At 37.8% G+C, this 20,763-nt stretch carries 19 protein-coding genes; 11 read left to right on the top strand and 8 right to left on the bottom strand.

Annotated features, from left to right (window positions below):
- Positions 1-11: 11 nt before the first annotated feature.
- Positions 12-1,019: an SPFH domain-containing protein gene (locus tag AX660_RS02995; protein WP_068372350.1), complete on the bottom strand. Its 1,008-nt coding sequence runs from the start codon at positions 1,017-1,019 to the stop codon at positions 12-14.
- Between the two features lie 162 nt (positions 1,020-1,181).
- Here AX660_RS02995 and AX660_RS02990 point away from each other — a divergent pair, with 162 nt between their 5' ends.
- Positions 1,182-1,889, top strand: coding sequence for an NUDIX hydrolase (locus AX660_RS02990; RefSeq protein ID WP_235594642.1), 708 nt, complete (start codon positions 1,182-1,184; stop codon positions 1,887-1,889).
- A gap of 827 nt (positions 1,890-2,716) precedes the next feature.
- Here AX660_RS02990 and AX660_RS02985 read toward each other — a convergent pair.
- The 6 genes from AX660_RS02985 to AX660_RS02960 all read right to left on the bottom strand — a co-directional run bounded on the left by AX660_RS02985 (position 2,717) and on the right by AX660_RS02960 (position 9,278).
- Entirely contained in the window at positions 2,717-4,168 is a 1,452-nt protein-coding gene (locus tag AX660_RS02985; protein WP_068372347.1) for a DNA/RNA non-specific endonuclease, read from the bottom strand.
- 60 nt (positions 4,169-4,228) lie between these two features.
- Complete coding sequence (locus AX660_RS02980) at positions 4,229-5,668, bottom strand: peptidoglycan-binding domain-containing protein (protein WP_068372344.1); 1,440 nt, start codon at positions 5,666-5,668, stop codon at positions 4,229-4,231.
- 5 nt (positions 5,669-5,673) lie between these two features.
- Positions 5,674-6,030 carry a hypothetical protein gene (locus AX660_RS02975; protein WP_068372339.1) on the bottom strand — a complete coding sequence of 119 codons (357 nt, stop codon included), beginning with the start codon at positions 6,028-6,030 and terminating at the stop codon, positions 5,674-5,676.
- A 111-nt stretch (positions 6,031-6,141) separates the two neighbouring features.
- Positions 6,142-7,272 (bottom strand): patatin-like phospholipase family protein, encoded by a 1,131-nt coding sequence (locus tag AX660_RS02970; RefSeq protein WP_068372337.1) that lies wholly within the window; start codon positions 7,270-7,272, stop codon positions 6,142-6,144.
- Positions 7,273-7,275: 3 nt separating this feature from the next.
- Entirely contained in the window at positions 7,276-8,427 is a 1,152-nt protein-coding gene (locus AX660_RS02965) for a ComEC/Rec2 family competence protein (RefSeq protein WP_068372334.1), read from the bottom strand.
- Positions 8,424-9,278 (bottom strand): hypothetical protein, encoded by an 855-nt coding sequence (locus tag AX660_RS02960; RefSeq protein ID WP_068372331.1) that lies wholly within the window; start codon positions 9,276-9,278, stop codon positions 8,424-8,426. The genes AX660_RS02965 and AX660_RS02960 overlap by 4 nt, the downstream gene beginning before the upstream one ends.
- Before the next feature lie 631 nt (positions 9,279-9,909).
- Between AX660_RS02960 and AX660_RS02955 the strand changes: the two genes are divergently transcribed.
- From AX660_RS02955 to dndE, 10 genes are all read left to right on the top strand, one after another.
- Positions 9,910-10,227 (top strand): hypothetical protein, encoded by a 318-nt coding sequence (locus tag AX660_RS02955; protein ID WP_131811755.1) that lies wholly within the window; start codon positions 9,910-9,912, stop codon positions 10,225-10,227.
- The gene (locus AX660_RS02950; protein WP_068372326.1) at positions 10,224-10,442 is read left to right on the top strand and encodes a hypothetical protein; all 219 of its coding nucleotides are present in this window, start codon (positions 10,224-10,226) and stop codon (positions 10,440-10,442) included. The genes AX660_RS02955 and AX660_RS02950 overlap by 4 nt, the downstream gene beginning before the upstream one ends.
- A 475-nt stretch (positions 10,443-10,917) precedes the next feature.
- Positions 10,918-11,109, top strand: coding sequence for a hypothetical protein (locus tag AX660_RS02945; protein ID WP_068372323.1), 192 nt, complete (start codon positions 10,918-10,920; stop codon positions 11,107-11,109).
- Entirely contained in the window at positions 11,099-11,647 is a 549-nt protein-coding gene (locus AX660_RS02940) for a hypothetical protein (protein ID WP_068372320.1), read from the top strand. Before AX660_RS02945 ends, AX660_RS02940 begins: the two co-directional genes overlap by 11 nt.
- Positions 11,647-13,650, top strand: a complete 2,004-nt coding sequence (locus AX660_RS02935; protein WP_068372317.1) for a DNA phosphorothioation-associated putative methyltransferase — start codon at positions 11,647-11,649, stop codon at positions 13,648-13,650. The genes AX660_RS02940 and AX660_RS02935 overlap by 1 nt, the downstream gene beginning before the upstream one ends.
- Positions 13,651-13,684: 34 nt before the next feature.
- Positions 13,685-14,122: a HEPN domain-containing protein gene (locus tag AX660_RS02930; protein ID WP_068372313.1), complete on the top strand. Its 438-nt coding sequence runs from the start codon at positions 13,685-13,687 to the stop codon at positions 14,120-14,122.
- Between the two features lie 122 nt (positions 14,123-14,244).
- Positions 14,245-15,330, top strand: a complete 1,086-nt coding sequence (gene dndB / locus AX660_RS02925; protein WP_068372310.1) for a DNA sulfur modification protein DndB — start codon at positions 14,245-14,247, stop codon at positions 15,328-15,330.
- Positions 15,327-16,952: a DNA phosphorothioation system sulfurtransferase DndC gene (dndC, locus tag AX660_RS02920; RefSeq protein ID WP_068372307.1), complete on the top strand. Its 1,626-nt coding sequence runs from the start codon at positions 15,327-15,329 to the stop codon at positions 16,950-16,952. Before dndB ends, dndC begins: the two co-directional genes overlap by 4 nt.
- Positions 16,952-18,952 (top strand): DNA sulfur modification protein DndD, encoded by a 2,001-nt coding sequence (gene dndD, locus AX660_RS02915; protein ID WP_068372304.1) that lies wholly within the window; start codon positions 16,952-16,954, stop codon positions 18,950-18,952. Before dndC ends, dndD begins: the two co-directional genes overlap by 1 nt.
- A complete protein-coding gene (gene dndE / locus AX660_RS02910) occupies positions 18,952-19,305 on the top strand; it encodes a DNA sulfur modification protein DndE (protein WP_068372301.1) in 354 nt (117 codons plus the stop codon). The genes dndD and dndE overlap by 1 nt, the downstream gene beginning before the upstream one ends.
- Before the next feature lie 42 nt (positions 19,306-19,347).
- Here the strand turns inward: dndE and AX660_RS02905 are convergent, their stop codons facing one another.
- Positions 19,348-20,763 carry a restriction endonuclease gene (locus tag AX660_RS02905; protein ID WP_068372299.1) on the bottom strand — a complete coding sequence of 472 codons (1,416 nt, stop codon included), beginning with the start codon at positions 20,761-20,763 and terminating at the stop codon, positions 19,348-19,350.

Here is a 20,763-nt window from a genome sequence, read left to right as displayed (position 1 = left end):
TGTTGGTCCTTTTATTGGCGCAGAAGTGACTGAAGCAAATCAGGACTTAGATTTAGGTTACCGACTTTATTATCACCATGTGTGAGATTTTCAATGGCTTGTGCAATCAGCTGTTCAGGTCCCATGCCGCTCATGCTCATGACTTTTAGTCTTTCAGTATCCATTTGCGCATAGGCGTCCATTTTTACTTTGATTTTGTAAGCTTCTGCGTCCGCTCTGGCACGTTCGTTCGCTACATTAAGCTCAACTAAACCTTTAAGCTGCTCTTCATCTTCAATTTGAGCAGCAATGCGTTCTTGATTGATTTGAAAACGCTGCTGCATTTGTTCGCGCTCAGCTTCAAGTGTGGCTTTTTCTAGGTCTTGTTGTTTTTTCTGAATGGCTTTTTCAGTTTCAAGTTCAGACTCTTTGACGCTTTTTTCTTGTTCAATACTCGCTAAGCGACGAGCATAGACTGCATTGTCTGCTTCTCTCAACAAGCTTTCTCTTACTTCAGCCTCCAATGCTTTACCCGTTTCGGGATTAGGTACAATAGCGGTTAATGCCACATCGTTAATTTCAATACCTAAAGAAACCAGCGCCGCTACATTATCCAAATCTTTCTTTAACTCGTTAGTCAGTGTCATGGCACAGGTTAACGCTTCGCGCAGTTTGCGACGCTCTATTTGATTACGTACTGATACTTGCACACTTCTGAGTACTCTTTCTTCTACTTTGTTGGGATCTTCTGACACATAACGCCCATTGGCATCAATAGTAAAATTAAGTTGTTTGACGGCATCTCCGGGTTTGACGATACGATAAGTTACTTGCCCTTGAATGGAGATATCTTGAAAATCCTGAGTTTGCATACGAAATACAAAAGGTAATTCTTTGCTATTCACAGGCACAGCTACTAATGATGAGCTGGGTCCATAATAGAAGAAACTGGTGCCCAAGCCTTGTTTGACCACAGCTCCATTTTTGAACTGCATTAAATGGGTTGATGGGTCTGCTTTGATGTAATTGATACCAAACATATTGTACCTTCTAAAAGTTAGTGTCCCTGCGACACATTTATATTAATGTCTCAGTGACATTATATTGTCAAGTTAAATTAAATCTTTTTTAAAAATTTCTCTAATTTGTTGAAGATATTGAAGGCGTGATGAAAAAAACTTATAGTGTCTATACGACATTAAATGTTTATTATGATGCAAGACTACGATATTAATCAGTTCAAAAATCCTTTGTTCACAGTCGACAGTGTGTTGTTCACTGTTATCGATAGCGTACTTAATGTATTGATGGTAAAACGCTTGATTGAGCCTTTTGCCGGGCGATGGGGTTTGCCCGGAGGATTTGTTGATGTTGATAAAGACGACAATACGGATATGACGGCGCGGCGCAAACTGACTGAAAAAACCGGACTTTCTCCACGTTATTTAGAACAGCTTCAGGTATTTTCAGGCATTAACCGCGACCCGAGGGGATTTAGTGTTACTTCTGCTTATTACGCTTTGGTGGCGCATCAAGCTGTTGAAACACGCATTGAAACCGTTGAACAAGCAAGTTGGATAAGTGTAAATGAATTACCTAATCTGGCAGTTGCGTTTGACCATAAACACATCATCGATATTGCACATAAGCGTTTACAACAAAAAGCCCTGTACTCAATGGTGCCAATCTATTGTTGTCCCGACCACTTTACGGTTGGCCAATTGAAAGATGTGATTGAAACCATCATTGAAAAAGAAATTCAACGCAAAAGCCTAATGCGCCGCATCGAATCCTCTGACATGTTTGAGTTTGTTGACCAAAAAGTCCAATCAGGTGGCCGCTCAGCGCAATTATATAGGGTTAAAAAAGATGTCAGCATGGCAAATTTTGAAAGAAATTTGAGCGTTTGATAAGTTCAAATTCATCCGCCGTAAAAATCGTAGCGACAAAAGATTATTGGATACAGAGTTGAATCGGTAGGACATTTTTCAGATACAACACCCAGAACAATACGCGCTCTGTTATAAGTGTTTACTATGCTGTTCAATTGCCAGTTTTACTATTTCAAACGGAAAGCATTATTAAATGCCTAAGCCATCGCCGCCTGTTTGAATGTTCATATTTTTTCTCCTACGCCTGATTGGTTAACACTTTTGACCAGCTTGTACGTCCAGAGTATAACAAACCTTCGGTAAAACGAAAGTACTTCAAATGCTGCTAAATCTCTTGCCAACCAGCCTTTGCTAATACTCGTCTTCAAAATTCTATGGTTACAATTTACGATGCTTTAACCACGCGACAGCAATCTCTCTCAAATTTTTGAATAAATCAAAGTATTCAGCATATAGAAACTAAATGAGAATTATATTAACCTCGAGGGAAAATGAAATTGTTGTCAGGAATATGTCTTGGTAAAAATAATGCCGCTATCTAAATTAGCTTTTTGTACTGTAGAGTTGAGTTTAGTCAACTGGGGTTGTTTAGCAAACAGTAAGCTAGATGTGTTAATTTGTATTCAAAAGTGCTCCATTAGGAATGGATAATTGCACTGAAAATTAACCAATGCAAGCTGATACATTTATATTGGTTTTCAAAGCTTTGGACAATAAATACTGGTTCAACTATTTTTGCAAATGATGGATCAAAACAAGATGCAACTTAACATTCGTGTCCATAGCTAATTAAATAAAAAATATTCATCGAATTGGCGTTTACTCAGTCTGTAGTTCATAAAAAATTATATTGCCCAAAATTCTGTGGGAATGAAATTTTCTAGTTTTTCTTCAGCAAGCGGTTCTTGCTCGTTAAAAAAATCGAGGCCTGTTTGTTTTTCAATTTCATCTATCGAAACTAAATATTTTTTAATATCTTTTGATACGTTATCGGAATTGGGAACGATAAACGATAAAGCTTCTATAGATGATGTCGCTGAACGTCTATAAATTATTCTAAAAAAATGTGTTGGAACTGCCACTGAATTATTACCAATAGTCAGTAATTGAACCTTGTTATTTTCGCCCAAGAATAATGGACCTGCTATTATACCAACCCCATTTTTGGCATAAGCTCTACCCAGTTGCTCCAATTCTACCCATGTTGTTCTATTTAAAAATCGGGACTGTGGTGCAATAGCGGCATAATTACCAGCTTCTGCGACCTCCCGGGCTCCTTTGTATTTCATATCAGAGACAGATACTAGATGCCCTCTGTCGAATCCAGATGCTCTGTAATCTTCCTCTGAAGCTTGAACTGATGAGCTAATTAGTGGTTCTTGTTTAAAACTTCTTACTACATTGATATCCTTACTTTCTCCAATAATCTTGTAAGCTACCCAATTTGGTATGCGTAAAACTTTGTTGTAGCTTATTAGATAACCATTTTTATCAACAATATCTACATCACTTGGCGGTCCATATTCCACATGTTTTTCATATTTTGACTTTTTTGATGCCGGTTCTAGTATAAAGTTAAATTGTCGAAAATAGGATTGAGGCATATAAAAAGAGGCAATTACCGATTCTTGAGTATTTACCGATTCTTGAGTATTTACCGATTCTTGAGTATTTACCGATTCTTGAGTATTTACCGATTCTTGAGTATTCAAGCGTGGTGCTTCATTTGTTTTATCAGCGTTGTTTAAATCGAGCACCTTGTAAAATTTGTCGGATTCAATTGAGAACGGAAGGAATGTATATTGGTTAACCCCTAATGTTGCAGTTACTCGGACTTTAGTTCCTTTGTCAACTTTAAATCGGGCCTCTCCTTCATAGGTAATTTCACTTTTAAATATTTGTTGTGTAATTAGGTCTTTCATTTGCATAGAAGACAATTCTGGAATCTCAAGATTTTTGTTAGAAGCAATTTCTAATAGGATATTGAATCTATTGTTTTTCCACTTTTCGTAGAGAATAAATGTTAGAGCAGAACAGATGATTGTTATACCAACTAAAGTTAATAAGGCTTTGCGGTTAGTAGATAATGTAGAATTCCAAACATATTTCAGCGTTTCTCCTAACCAAGAAACTTTGTCACCAAAAAAAAGAATAGATAGTAGCGACGCGTAGCCAATCAGCGCGGAAGATAAGTATGAAAGTGTTCCTACATCATTTGACCATGAAAGCCATAAAGCTATCTCTGATAATACTAGAGCCAGCATTAATAAGGCGGATATTTGAATACGCTTTAGCATGAGTATTCTCCTCGTTTTTTCATACGAGGGAGACAAACTTGAAAATTAGAAAAAGAATCGTTATTGGGTATCACTAAGGGTATCCCATTCTTTTAGTGCTGATACCGAATCTGAAACAAGATTTTCAAGGTATTCGAAGTCTTGTTTTAATTTTGCAAATGACCAAAAAAGAATTAGCCACGTAGCTCCAGAGAAAGACGCAACCAGTTTTCTAAAAATGTGCCAAAGCTTCATGACACCAGTTAACCCGAGTCTGAATAGTTTAGCTGAGAGGTTTTGCTTTTTAAAAATACCGTTTATTAGTACCACATTGCCATGTGTATTCACGTAAATATCTAAGTCGAAATCTATACTTTTCTGAACAACAACATGCTCTAAATTGTTTGCATTGCCTTGTTTAAATAAGTATGCGTAACCCACTTGGGTTGTTTTGAATATTGTTGAAATGCTTGTAAATATAGTCCTCCCGCTTGATATGAGCCATCTTGCTGCATTTTGAATAAGCGTAAGTACTGAGGTTGATAATCGTCGTAAGATATCAAAAATAAATCGGGTAACTCTCTTTATTCCATCCCAAACCCTGCTCAAGAACGTTTCACTTTCTTTTTCTATTGAGTCTCGAAATGATTTGTTTTTAAGCTCAGATAAGATCTTTTCAGATACAACGCTTTCACTTTCCTTAACATCATAACTCTGCAAAATATTGATCCGTTTAAAAAATCTATAACTAATAGAATCTCGTTCTGATAGTCTAGGACGTTCACTTTGAGGGGATTCTCTCCAAAATCGTTTTAAAGAATTTGATATCGTGATATTCCCAGATTGTAAACGGCTTAACTCTATAGGATACCCATACAACCAAAGCTCTATCGCTGCTATATTTCTAATAAATATATCAAGCGTTTCTAAAAATTTAAGTTTCTTATTCCTGTCAATGTAAGGTGACTTAAAATAAATGTCCTTACCTTTTCCATTAATATTGTTGCTTATTAGGTCGATGTTAAATAAATGCCTTTCAAGCTCAATTCTATCAGACTGATCGTTAATTGTTGGTATCTGCAAAGCGATAAGTAATTGTTTAAAAAGTAAAAATGCTGAATCGACTTCGAACTCTTTGTCCCAGCTACTACTTTTTAACAATCCGTACATTGATAGCTTCAGTTTTCTCGCTTTGTGAAGGGCTGGATTGTCCTTAGCTAGGGCTGCTAAAAATAAAGCATTATCATGTCTGGGTTCAAAAGCGACGAGAGAATCAAGCGCTAGAAACGTTTGAGCGTTCGGCTTCCCTGTTTCTTTGATACCGACATCGGATTGAAATGCTTTTATACCTTGAGATAAAGCCTCATCCATTACATCTGCACCATTCTCTTCATACAGATATCCAAGCCAGAATAATCTTTTTCTATAAAGTAAATATGGGGCTTCAGATTTATCTAAATCTGGCAATTGGCCATTCTGAATTGAGTGGTCAATTGCATCACCGAGTTGTTCGATTCCCACGAGAGCTAAGACGCGAAATCTTTGACAAATGCGACTATAGCGGCTCGCGATTCTTTACCTGTCGCAACCGCCAAATCATGTATTGACTTCATATCATCACTAATATTGGTATCTAAAAATTGATCTATATCGCCATCTATTTTCAATACTGTCATTGCTTCTAACTTTATAGTTCCCCCAGTTACCGCTTTCTTTAATAGCTCATCTAAGTTTTTTAAATCAACACCTAGGGTGGGGGTGCCATTATCATCAGGCCCGATTGCCGTTTTCAAATCTCCAGTAAATGTTCTAACGTTGAGTTCTGAGAAGTCTGCTGCTGTTGACTTTAACTCTTCTAATAACTCTTTATATTTTGATGACATATAGTCTCCTAATTTACATACCTTATTGAACAACCCAAATTAGTTGCCGTTTTTCGTTTAACAAAAAGGACCGAATCATATTTATGGTTTTTTTCTGAACTCTATTTTTTACTAAAGTTTGTAGTCAATAAAAGGCCATTGACGTGAATTTACGTGAGTACCTTGTCCAACTAATTCAGGACACCAGCGCTGAACAGCGGTGTCAGATAAAGCATATCCCCAATTAATTAACCTATAAGTGTCGTGATGACTAAACGCTTTTAAGCGTGTTGATATTTTTGATAATGCAGCAGTGATTTCACTATCTTTGGCCATAGAGTCGGCATACTTATAGTCATTTATAGCTGTTCCTATACCCAAATAGGTCCCACTGAATTGATTTTCGGTATTTTCAAAATCAGATATTAGTTTTCGTTTTCTTAGGGCTCGTTGCTGATTAATCATAATGTCAGTCATTCGAAGAAACTGTCCTGCCCAATTGGTCGCAATGTTAGCTTTGATTTCTAAGGGAGCCCCGGCATCACAACAAATGACATGGCTGTATTCTTTGTTAATTTTAGTTACAGCCTCTAATCCCAAGTTGTCGTAAAGACCACCATCCGTGAGCAATAGTTTTGACTTCAATCTCACAACGTCATGCGATGAAGAAATATCTGTCTTTTCCCAATCAGCCGGATTTACTTTGAGAGTTACAGGGGAGAGCACAGGAGGAAATGCGCTTGATATTCCGACGACTTTTGACATGGGTATAGCTGTGTTTTTGTTAATACCCAGACGCCAGTCCGATATGTATTTTTGACTAAATCGTATACTGCCCCCGGTTTGAAAGTTAGTGCCGTAAAAAATAAAAAGGGGGGCATTCTTAGAAATGCAATTTAGTAGTCGACCCTTAAAAAGTTTTTTATCATAACTTTTAGCGACTTTGTCACCAATCGTATCTTTGAATGATAAAAGTCCTTTAAGTACTGAGCCAACGTCTAAGTTTTCGGAGCAAAATTGAATGAGGGGATGAGCAATTATTTCAGGAAAGTTGCCAGCTACACCAGTTCTAGAGTCAAAATTCAATAAGTCCCAATTACATGCTAAAAACCCAGCAGTTATGCTGCCACCTGAAACGCTGGTTATTGTTTTTACTTTTCCTAGAATACCCATTTCATTGAGGCGCCATAATGCTCCCAAAGAAAATAATGTTGCCCGGTAACCACCCCCAGATAATGCTACTCCAATGCCAGTTTCACTCATTTTTTAAACATCCTTATTTTTATCCATTTTCATCGAAAAAGTCTGACTTTCCGCTTTTTTAACTTTTCGACCTTTTACCCACAACATTCCTGTAGTTTTAATATTGTATTCAGTTTGACCATCTGTACTGAGAATAATATCGCCAGAAATTATGCCGCTGTTATCTGTTTCTCTGCCCACCGTCTCATTGCTGCATTTCTCACTGCCATAATCTGTCTGAAATACATGAATTAGTGGTGTGACCTTTGAACATACCTCGTCATCCCCGGAACTTTTATTTAATAGCATCGAAACTACGTCTTTACGCGGATGGCGGTATGAACAATTAGGATTTCCCACACTTATAAGTCCAACTTCTGGGTTTAGTCGGCTCACATAACGTGCTGGTGTACTACTTTCGCTACCATGATGTGCCACATGAAATACTTCTACACCGTTTTCATCATCTATTTTTTCTGCATTTAAAAGTGCTTTTGCCACTTCTGTCTGGACATCCATTTGAGATGTCTCGTGACCCGAACATGTTTCTTCCCCACCACCCAAATCACCATCCAATACATATTGGAAATTTCTATAATCGAGGAACAAAGAGATGGACCGATCATTTTCATTTGATACCTTGACGCTTGTTCCATCAAAAATCTTACCATTTGCCGCTGCAACTAATATTGACGCGCCGTTACCTAGCGCAATTGTAAGCCCTACCGGAATAGACCGAGCGATACCAGCTCGGGTTTTGGGAGTAATATTCGTCCAGTTATCAACATACAATGGGGAGTCTTTAGGAGGCCCATCTGGTTCATAATTAGCTACTGTAATATTGTAACCAGCTTCTATTAAGTCTTTATATCCGACAAAATGGTCTTTGTCTCTATGACTCAAAATCGCATAATTAATTGTTTTATTTCCTCCAAGAACACTATCAAGATAGTCCACTAGACCAGACTTACCTTGCTTGACTCCAAAGTCATATAAAACAGTAGTCCCATCAGGACCAACGATAAGGGTAGAGCCTCCTTGACCAAGATTTATGTAGTGAATTTGAAGCTTATTGTATTTCCCATCGTCGCTATCAAGTGCGAAGTTATAAAAACTTGCAGACAAAAAACAAAGTGAAACACTAAATGTAAATAGTCGGGTTGCTACTTTTTTCATCGCTTACTGTCATCCAGCAAACCTAAAAGTGCATTACGTTGTTCTTCCGTCAAATTTCCTGCTGCTATTCTTTTTACGATTAATTCAGAAAACGTATTTTGTTCAGTTTTATTTCTCCTAATTGCATCTAAGTTCAATTTTTCTGCTACGGCGTCTATTAGTTTTTCCAAAGCACCGTAAAATACCTTTACAGACAGTCCAACTAAAAAGGCTAGTGCATTTTCATCCATACCTGATTCAACAATAAATCCCGGGTCAAAAATGTATTGAATTACCCCACCTAATATTGCACCAAGTAACACTCTTGTCTGCCAACCTCCGATAAAATCAGTATCAAAAGTTCTGTCAGCGGCAATATCAGAAAATCGTTTTAATAAAAAAATACAGCTACCTAAACCTCCCCAGAATATTGGTGATAATGGGGTGACAACATATAAATGGATACCAAAAACATAAGTCCAAAACCCATCATCTGGAATTGACCTATCGCTTAAGTACATCCCTACCATTTCATTAAGCAGTGAAATAGCCAAAAAGAAAATTGCTGAGTACTTAATGAAGCGGACTGATTGCCGATATTTTCTAGAGTGAATAACTGTTTTTCCAGTGACCGGGGCTGTTATTTTGGTCAGTTTTGAATATGCAATAATAACACTTAAGCTATTTTCAACAGACTCTGAGTTGGATAGCTCAACGTCATTGGAGGAATCTGTGTCTTGAAGTGAAATAGATGAAAGTAGTGGACTTAGTATATCCTCAGAAACTTCAATACCTTTGTTAGCGGTATATTTGAGAAGTTCTGAAATTTCTTCAGCGTCAATTATTGTTATTTTCTGAACTTCCATATCCATTTTAATCCAATAAAATACTATTTATCTTTCGTGCAAATCTAGAATAGTATTGTTCGTTTTTCAACCAATTTTTTTAATTAAGTAAATTTATGTTTTCTAATAAGAGGGGGCATTTTTCAAGGTGTTATTTGACCTTCTGCGTGATAAACCCCCGATTTCGTATGAACATATTAGAGAAAAGACCGCCTTGTTAAAATTCACCTACAAGTACGCGACCTTTGAAGTTCATTGTAAACGTTATCAACATCTTGGCTGTGGTTGATATTCGGCTTGTTTCGACCAGTTAAATTGGAATATTCTATTATTTACTAAAATTTGGCCGTAATTCATAAATACACTTATTAGGAAACTACTAGGGATAGAGGGAAAATATGTAGTGGCCATTAAACAAGATGCAATTTAACAGTTATATTTAATGGCAAGCTGAGTGTCTACGAAATTGGGGGAAGATCATACCTCACTTACTATTTAGCTGACATACAATTAACTCAACGTAATATGAAAACATGAGCAAAACTGATTACGCTCATGAAAAGATTCACCTGAACTCACCAAATGTTCCAAAATCTGCGTTTGGCCATCGACGAGTCATGACTTTTGCTATACTTAAGTTTGAGTATTTCAAGAGCCGATGATCATGCCCTATTGCCACACCGAATTTCAAATCGTGAAGCCTAAACAAGTTGAAAACGTGCTGACGATGTTTACACAAGAATGCTTCGTTGGAGGGCAGGCAGCGTATCGGCTAGACGATGGCTCTTTTTCTATTGATGCGGGAGAAAATGATATTCGGGCAATCTATGAAGAACCCAACGCGGCCATAAAATTTTTCTGTCGATATAAACAAGACATGAATTTTTATGACAACAAGCTTCAGGCCTTTGCCACCAAACATGGCATTGATACAGGGCTTCCAGTTAATACGAACACCGACGGGAATATATTGTGACCAATCAATTTGATGTGCTGGCCTTAGCTGAAGAGGTTGAGCGCGATTATAAATCGGGGAATTTGAATCGCGAGTTGTTGGCTCAAGGACAAACGCTATATGGCAAGAACCCACAGTACCCCGACTACCTCGAACGCATCACACCAGATGGAAAAAGGTCACTAGGTCATTGGCGGAATGGAAAGTTTGTAGAAACAATGAGCCTGCTGACTTAATGCCAAGTCTCCACCATAGTAAAATTCTTATCTGCTCTCTATCCGAGTGGGTAGGCAACAAAGGGGTTATCCCCCCTAATTCAAAGCCTGTTAATTTGTATTCAAAAGTGCTCCATTAGGAATAGTGTTGAAGAACAATCCAATGAATAAGCAAAGTATCTGAATAATTATTTGGTTTGCTCATATAAGGTTAACCAAATCCCTTGGATGGACAAAAGTTACATATTCAAATTCTTTGCTTGGCTTTTGTGATGATGTTAGATGTACCTTATACGGAAAAAGCGGTAATCGTAGCGAGGTAGTGGTTTAGTACTCTCGCAAAAAATGCCTAGTCAGATTATGCGCTCAACCTCGTTGGTTCATTACTCCACTCCAATGCATATAATGGACGCGGGTCTATAAAATTAAGTGGTTTTTGTGCTTAGGTGGAAATTATATCTGACGACAACACACCACGAGGTAAAAGGAGGTAAATTTGAAACTTGTAGAACAAAGACGGGGTGCTATTTGGCTGAGCAGCAAAGAGATGCAAAAACATCTTAAAGTCTCAGGGTGTGAGTTAATGCACCAAAGAGAAGTAGGCAAGTTAACATTCAGAAAAAAAGGCAATGCATACTTTTATCTAGTGTCTGAAGTAATTAGTGAAGATACGCTCAATGGTGCTTAGCCCAATAGATAAATTGGTCGAGCAGGTCGTAAATTGGCACTTCCTACGCTACCCACAAATTAAAGCAAATACACCTTCCGACTCCAGCCTAGCTGCTATATCACTTTTGTGTGAGCATGTGCTGTTGCCTATCCAGAAAAAGTTCGGACAACTCGACATTACCTACGGATTTACATCATCAGTATTGCTTAAAGAAATATTAAAAAAAGCGCCTCAAGGTATTGCACCCAAGCTTGATCAACATGCCTCACATGAAGTTAATTCCAAGAGAAATCCTCACTGCCAAAGGTACGGTGCCGCGTGTGACTTCATGATTGCAGGCTATAAAAATGACATGGATCAAGTAGCTGATTGGATAAGTCAGAATGTAGGTTTTGATAGGCTTTATTTCTACGGCACAAATCGACCAATACACATAAGTGTTGGCCCTGATAACTCCAGATTTATACAAATAATGAGTGCTTCGCAATTAGGTAAAAGAATTCCTAAAAAAAGTGGTTCAGGAGTCCCATTTTCAAACCTATGGAATAATGATTAATGGATGCGCTTAGTTTTAGTAAGTTAACTGCTGAATTGCCGATTGGTAAATCAACACCACAGGCTATTTATGTTCATTGTTCAGGCATTCAGAATACTCAATTACTGGAATTTATAAATCGGATTTTATCAGCCCTTAAGCAATCATCATTTAGTTGGGATGTGGCAAAGTTTTCAAAACACTCTTTTCAATTTTCTGTATTGGCTTACCCAGATTTTGATACCGAGGCTTACCCTGAGTTAAAAACGAGTCTGTTTGTAGATCTAAATAAAAAGCACCATCGCATTAATGACTATTCCAAGTCTGACAACCCGCCAATACTGCATCGTAAAGAACTGATGGTTGCTGCAACCTATCCTCAGTACGATGAATTCACTTTGATCACCCAAGAAGGTGAGTTGGCAGGGCTATATGAAAACACGAGAGCAATTGGATTTAAACTTGGCTGGCAAGCGACTATTGCCAAAGCAGGTTACGAGCTAGTTGATGGCAGATTATTTCGAGCCAGTGCACTTTTTGAATTGGAAGAGAAAAAAATTGATCGGCATAAAACTGCCATAGTTCGTCATGGCTTAAGTACACCGATGAAGTTTATGTACAACAAAGGATATCTCAATGGTCAATACAGCGTTTTCGACTATGGGTGTGGCTTAGGTGACGATTTAGCAGAGTTACATGCAAATGGAATTGATGCTTCAGGTTGGGATCCTAACTTCAGACCAGACGCCGAGCTGTATAACGCCGACATAGTCAATTTAGGCTTCGTACTTAACGTTATTGAAGATGTACCAGAAAGAATAGAGGCTCTGCACAAGGCTTTTGAGTTGGCCGACAAAATTCTTATTGTCGCTTGTATGCTAATAAGTGAAACAAAACTAGCGCAAATGACCCAGTATAAAGACGGTGTTATTACGTCTAGGAATACCTTCCAGAAATATTATTTTCAATCTGAATTACAGCTTTTCATTGAGGATTCTCTCGACAAAACGGCAATATCGGTTGGGCCGGGTATTTTTATTGTTTTTAAGGATGAGTTAGAAGAACAATTCTACCTTTCAGCAAAGTTAAAGCGAAAAACACATTGGCAATCCTTAAATAAAGCACCGTCAAAAACCGAAAAACTTAACTTACTGATAGAACAACAGTATGAGTTAATTGAAAGATTTTGGAACATGACGCTGGAACTTGGTAGGTTGCCTACCGCTGATGAGTTTGCCGAGTTTGCGCACATTATTGAACATTTTGGCAGTGCCAAAAAATTACTTAATTTGATAATGGATGATGATAGAAAGGCACAATTTGACCAAGCAAAAGCGTCAAGAAAAGAAGATTATTTGGTTTACTTTGCTCTTGCATTATTCTCGAAACGTAAAACTTACAGCAGCATGCCAGAAGCTCAAAAAAGAGATATAAAATCCCTATTTATTTCGGTATTAGCAGGACAAGATGAGGCGAAAGAGTGGCTTTTTGCAATTGCCGATTATGATTTACTAAATGCTGCCATTGAACAGGCAAGGGTAAACATACCGTCTATCCATAATGTTGGTCATTCACTTTTAATTCAATCTAAGTTTATTAATGAACTACCGTTAATACTTAGGATCTACATAGGTGCTGCTGCAATGATGTATGGTGACTGGAATGAGGCTGATGTGGTTAAAATTCACGTTACTTCTGGCAAGGTGACATTTATGGTTTATGACGATTTTATTCAGAACCCAATTCCGCGAATAATGGAACGTGTGAAAGTAAAATTAGCTGAACAAGATATCGACTACTTTGACTACGTAAATGAGGAAAAGCGTCCGCCATTATTAAACAAACATGAGCTAATGGCTGAATCAGATGAGCACTACAAAGACCAAAAGCGTTTAGATGAAAAATTGATAAAACTAGGCGTAGTTAGCGGTGCAGGAGAGCAACATATGTCAGCTGTTGAGTTTATAGAAAAACTAAGTTCAACAACAATGACTCTCAATGGTTATAGAATAAGTCACTTTTGACGAACCGTTAGAAAACGATAGAGGCAGAATTTTGATGCATATTGGTGAAACAAGTAAAGGCTTTTTAGATAGTGCGAAGGAGTTTTTACTAGCAGCAAATCTTGTGCTAAACAAATCGGATAGTGTGTCTTTACCCTCTTACTTTCTATTAGGTCGTTCAATCGAATTGTCATTAAAGGCTTACTTGCTTCATTCTGGTATATCAATCAAACAACTCAGATCAAAAAAATTTGGCCACGATTTACGTTTATTGCTGGCTGAATCATATGATCAGGGATTGGCAAACGAAATCGAAATACAGGATATTGAAAGAGGTGTGATTCAACTACTTAGTTTCGATTATGCAGAAAAACGGCTTGAATATAGAGTTACTGGTGGACAATATGCCTTACCTTTCATTGATGTGACCTGTAGAATAGCCACTAAGCTGGCATATGAATTAGATGACGTGTGTGTACAAAATAGTGAATAAACGAAGTCAAAGCCTGATTAATAGGTACTTAAAAAATAAGAATTAAAGTGTAATTTTTCTGTTCAGAATTGCTTTTGTACGCAATAATATTACGTACATTTACGTGATTTGGATTATTACCGATGGATAAGTTTGATAGCAATTATTGCTATTCTTTCCCCGCTATTAGGGCGATTCAAGCAGGAAAACCATTCTATATTGCGACATGCCCTTTACGTATTATTCCTAAGATATTTATGTATGACGAAGAAGAAGTGCCAGTTGAGTTACGTGCTCAACGTACTTTAAACAAAAGTCGTATACCCGAGATGACGCGCTATTTACTTGACTCACCAAAGGACTACGTTTTTTCTGCGCTAACAGCATCAGTGGGTTCTGACGTAGAGTTTATAGAAACGGAGAGCATGAACAACCTTGGTACATTACGAGTTCCAATGGATGCGCATATGTTAATAAACGATGGTCAGCATCGTCGAGCGGCAATTGAAGAAGCGATAAAAGAAAGTCCTGAGTTAGGCCAAGATAATATTGCTGTTTTATTTTTCGTAGACGAAGGCCTTAAACGTAGCCAACAAATGTTTGCTGATTTAAACAAATATGCTGTTAGACCAAGTTCCTCATTAGGCACGTTGTATGATCACAGAGACCAAGCTTCTGAATTAGCTCGATACCTTTCAATGAATGCCAAGCCGTTCATAGGATTAACAGAATTTGAACGTTCTACAATTTCAGTAAGAAGTAGTAAAATTTTCACATTGAGTGGTATCAAGCAAGCCACGCGTGCCTTATTCGGGAAAGGGCCTAAAGATGGATTCAGCGATGTTGAGCAAAAACAAGCGGTTGATTTCTGGAATAGATTAAACCAACACATGCTTGAATGGCAGCAAGTACAAGCAAAAACCTTATCATCTGCTGAATTTAGACAAGAATTTATTACAGCTCACGGTATTGGATTACAAGCATTAGCCATCGTCGGTAAAGAAATATCAGAGTTAAATCCAACGGCCCAAGCTGATAAATTTGAAGGCCTCAAAAGCATCAATTGGCTTAAATCCAATGCTGCGTGGTCAAACCGTGCAATGCAGCATGGTCGTTTATCCAAAGCCACATCTAATATATTTTTGACCGCAATCGAAATTAAACGACAAATAGCGCTTCCTATTTCGGAAGAAGAGCTAATCAAAGAAAAAGAATTACTAAACGCATGATGTTATTAAATAAACACGATATTGACGAAGACTACGTCGATTTTATAGAAAATGAAGAATTTTCTGGTCGCTTTCTAAGTGAATATATTGCCGATACTCAACGAGTCTATTTGTCTGATAAACGCCCGTGGGTTATTGGCTATAGTGGAGGAAAAGACTCGTCTGCTGTGATGGCATTAGTCTATTTAGCTTTGTTGGGGTTAAAGCCAGAAGATAGGCATAAACCCGTTTTTGTTGTTGCATCCGACACATTAGTTGAAACGCCTATCGTCGTTAATCACGTCAATAATTCGTTAGAGGCGATCGAGCGTGGCGCTAAACGAGACAAACTACCTATTACTTCGCACAAAGTGGTGCCTAAAACGAATGAAACGTTTTGGGCTAATTTGCTAGGTAAGGGTTATCCAGCACCCACTAGAAGCTTTAGATGGTGTACAGAGCGAATGAAAATCGATCCTGTCAGCAGCTTCATTACTGATAAAGTCAGCCAATACGATGAAGTAATTGTTGTATTAGGCTCACGCTCACAAGAAAGCGCATCACGAGCACAAGTCATCGCTAAGCATAAAATAGACGGCACAGTCTTAGCTAAGCACACTACATTATCCAATGCTTTTATCTATACCCCAATTGATATGTGGCATGTGGATGATGTTTGGAAAATTTTGCGTTTGTGCCACCTTAAGAGTGAAGAAACGCCAAGTGGCATCAGAAACAAATGGTTTGATAAATACGAGCTAGAATGGGAAAACCCTTGGGGAGGCAAAAACCTCATTCTGTGGAATTTATATAAAGATTCGTCTGGCCAAGGTGAGTGCCCAATGGTGATTGACGAAACTACGCCCTCGTGTGGGAATTCACGCTTTGGTTGCTGGACTTGTACCGTAGTCACTAAAGACAGAGCAATGGAAAGTTTGGTACAAAACGGTGAAGAATGGATGAAGCCCTTGCTCGACTTACGTAACAAGTTAGCTGAAACCACCATTATTGAAGATAAAGGTAAGTACCGCAGTCACATTCGCCGAGATGGACGAATGGCTTTTAAAACCCTCACTATCGACGGTAAAAAAGAAATGACTGAGGGCTATACCTATGGTCCCTATTTATTAAGTTTTAGGCAGCAATTTTTAAAAGAGTTGCTTGAAACACAAAAGCAATTGAGTGAAGTAAGCAAAGAAATTGAATTGATCACTGTGCCAGAGCTTCACGCAGTGCGCCACGAATGGCTAAACGATCCAAACGAGCCTGATTGGGAAGACACTCTACCAAAAATCTTCAACGAGGTATTTGGTTTCGATTTAGATTGGAGTGTTGATGACACAAACCAATTCAGCCATGAAGAGGCTGTTTTACTAAATGAAATTTCGCCTAAGTATGCCGTTGCGCCACAAATGATTAAAAAGCTGATTGATCTTGAAACCTCATTGAGTGGTTTATCTCGACGTACTGGTATTTTTAATAAAATAGGTCGGCTAGTACAGCAAGACTGGGAATCGGCAGAAGAGATTATCGAGAAAAATTTAGAAAGTCGTCAGAATCAAATGCGTCAATCAAAAGAAGTGATTTCAATAGCAGAAGAACTAGAACAACTTAATAAACTGCTTGAAAAGGAAGGGTTGTAATGATTTTTAAAACCCTGTCATTAGAAAACTTTCGCGTTTTTAACGGTTTACATACAATCGAATTGGCTCCCAAGCGAGATAGTTTATCATCTAAGCCTGTCATTTTATTTGGTGGGTTAAATGGCGCAGGTAAAACGTCAATACTAAGTGCTATCCGGCTTGCATTGTTGGGTAAAAAAGCCATTGGTAATGTTGTATCTAAAAAGGAATTTCAAGACTATCTTGCTCAGCAAATCAATAATAAAGCTGTAAAAGAACAAGCTACACCTGTGGCAAAAATCAGTTTAGCTTTTAGTCACACCCATCAAGGCCAGCACAGTACCTATCGATTAGAAAGAAGTTGGTCAATTAGCAGCGATGAATCTTTGGTGCTTTTCAAAAATGATGAATGCGAAAAGTCACTTACTACTGAGCAAGTGCAAAGCTTTTTACATGAATTAGTGCCTCCGGGTATTGGTGATCTATTCTTTTTTGACGGCGAAAAAATTGCCGAATTAGCCGAAGACGATACAGGCTCTTATTTAAAAGAAGCCGTGCAAAAGTTGCTAGGTATTGATGTGATCAACCGCTTGTCAGACGACTTAGACGTTTATATTAAACAGATAAGCCAAAAAACGGCTGATACAAAAACGATCAAATTAATTGAACAGCTGGAATATGAAAAGAGTGAATGTTTGGTGTTCGCTAATAAAGAGCGAGAAAGTGAAGACAAAATAAAGCGGCAGCTAATAGTGCTGGAATCCCAAGTGCGTGAAGCCGAGCAAAAAATACAGGATCGCGGTGGTGCTTGGGCAAAAACTAAAAATGCCGAAAAAAATAAGGCTGATGAGCTAATAAAGCGAAAAGCAATACTCGAATCTAAGTTACTCCATGAGCTTGATGGGTCATTCCCCATGGCCTTGGCTCCCAATGCAATGGCTGGCTTAATCAATGCACTCACAGCTGAGCAAGAAGTAAAAGACTCAAATGCGTTTGCTAATAAGTTAAATCAGAGTTTGTCAGGTTTAGAAAACGTAATCTCAGCGCAATTTAAAGACAATGCGGATGAGTTACTCACGACTATTCGCCAGTATTTTAATGCAATAAATACTCCTTTATCTAAAGACGTAAACTTAGATATCTCGCTGACAGATCTCAATTTAATTCAAACCCAGATGCTAGATGCTGCGAATGCAAAGTCACATTGCAACGCATTGACTGAAGAGTTGATTGCAACTGAGCAAGCACTAGAGTCTGTCTCAATCAATATTCAGCGAGCGCCAGATGAAGAAGAGCTCGCTGATCTTTTCGCTAACTTAAGGAAGTTGGATACACAAAAGCACAAGCTAAAAACAGACTATGGCCATCATTTAGTTAAAGCCAAAAACTTTATGACTAAAGCACTTGAATTAGCTAAAAAGCTCGAAAAACTCTACACCAATCAAAAAACAGACGCATCAATATCAAAAGCTGTTGAGCGAGTTGATGCCACCACTAATGTATTAAATGAGTTTTCAGCAAGATTGACCCAAATGCGTGTTAGCCAGCTAGAAGATTTATTTGCTCAGTCTTATCGTAAACTAGCCCGTAAAGAAGACCTTAAGCTCTCTGCTAAAATTGACTCTGCAACATTTGATGTCACTTTGGTTGATTCTGATGGCTTAGCGATAAATCGAAAATCAATGTCTGCGGGTGAAAAACAAATATTCGCTTTTGCCATACTTGAAGCATTAGGCAAGTTATCAGGTAAAGTATTACCCGTAGTAATAGATACACCGTTAGGCCGATTAGACTCTAAACACCGAGACAAGCTTGTTAAGCACTATTTTCCAGAAGCGGGAGAGCAAGTCATTTTGCTATCAACCGATACTGAGGTGGATGAAGACTTCTTTGGCGCCATGGAAAATAATATTTCGCACGCATTTGAAATAAAGTTTGATCAACAAACCAAGTGTTCGACTTTAACCGAAGGGTACTTTTGGAAGACCTCCCATCAAGTCGTATATAAGGAGCTAGTATAATGTTACCCAATCGAATGCAGCTAAATAAAACCGTTGAAGAGCAGTTGAAAAAACTTAAAGCAAGCACAGGTATTACACCCAATGTATCAGCCCGTATCGCATTTTTTCGTTCAATTGAGTCAGATTACTATTACCAACCAAACATTTCATACAAGCTTGATGGCAGCCTAACATTAGATAAATTTACTTGGTTAGGTAAAACCCAGTTGGTTACCGAGTTATTGTTGAAACAGAAATATCCAGAACTTGATGGGAAGGAATTGCAAACAGCTTGGGCAAGTCATGTTGAGCATGGGATTGGGGCATTAAGAAATCATAAGTCGCTTTCAAGTTTACTTGATTCTCTTCAATGACTTCGCTGAATTAACAGTAATACATCAGTGAAGTTGTTGTAGTTAAATCATTTGTAAAATGGATTCGTAACCAGATAATAATTGTGGGTGTTTATCCACCAATTCTTCAATTTCTATTGATGACCACCAATCTATCTTGAAACCCCTATCTTTTTTCCTAATCAAATAATTCCTCAACGTCCTTGTTATAGAGGGTGCTGAAGTCATTAAGTGGTAACCAGAAGCGTTATGATATTCTATTGTGTCGCTGACGTCAGTAATTAGGCCTTTACCAATTGGCTTAGCGGCCGCTTTACATTGAACAACAATTCTTTCTGTAATAAACGGGGAGATATTTTCACCCAAAACTTTTGGTGAAATACTTTTTATTTCCCAAATTATATCCATACCTTCATCTGGTTCATTTAATGGGCTAGCCTTTCTTACTGATTCAGTCTGAGGTAGTATTCTTAAAATGCTTAAGCAGAAATCTTCGAATAGAGCAGGGTTACAATGCTTATTCCAGCTATATGCTTTTTCTCTGAATAAATATTTATTCTCAAGTCTCCTCCTATGAATTATTTCTCTTTTTACATATTCAACAGCATTTTGTCCTGTAGGCGTATAGCAAATATAAATTAAATTACTTTTTACGAGAATTATGCAGCCATCAAGTATTAGCTTGAAAAATTTTCCTGAAGTCTCAAATGAATTTAAGGCTTTATAGCCATCTATTACTAGTTTTCTAACTTGAACATTTTGATTGTTTTTATTAAAAACTAAATCAAACTTCTCATACCTAATGTATCTATGCTTCCCTATTTTCGAAATAAACAATTTGAGTGCATAAGAAACACTTTCTGATTTTATCATTGAGATTCCCTTTCCTACATTAATGTAGTGAAACCAATCGGGATTAACCCTAGTATTGGCTTGCCAAAGATCTCCTTGTGCTCCGAATGCTTTTTTCAGCTCCAACTCCCAACTTAACTCTAAACATGGAAGAACAAATCTCCTTTCACTAGAATGATCAAATCCTATAAAATGTCTTGTTAGGTAATTAAATGAATACAATAATGTTATTAACTCTTTTGTTTTGGCGAGGTTAAAAACAACAAAACTATTTTCACCATTGTAAGGTTGTGTGAAGACTATTTGTCGCAAGTATATTTCCGTTGGCGCATCAATTACAGGATGCTCCATATCAGCAAATGTACTATTCCAATAAGGTTTATTAGTTCTAACGAAACTTGCAAAAAGAATAGATAAAATTTCGTGAAAGTCAGTCCTTTCATCTATAACTTGCCAAGAAGAAAGCCTCACTGAACAGTAGATATATATTTTATTCTTATTCTTAATCTCCATATGCAAAAAAAATGCGGTTTGGTCATTCGAAATCCTCAGGCGGTTTTCAGAGTGGTGGCACTCAAATCCAAGTTTTTTTGAATACTCTTCGATTTCTCGGACGCTTGTTTCCAC

The organism is Paraglaciecola hydrolytica (genome assembly GCF_001565895.1).
GTDB lineage: Bacteria > Pseudomonadota > Gammaproteobacteria > Enterobacterales > Alteromonadaceae > Paraglaciecola > Paraglaciecola hydrolytica.
The sequence above is the reverse complement of the archived record's forward strand: the minus strand, read 5'-3'. Positions and strand labels throughout refer to the sequence as shown.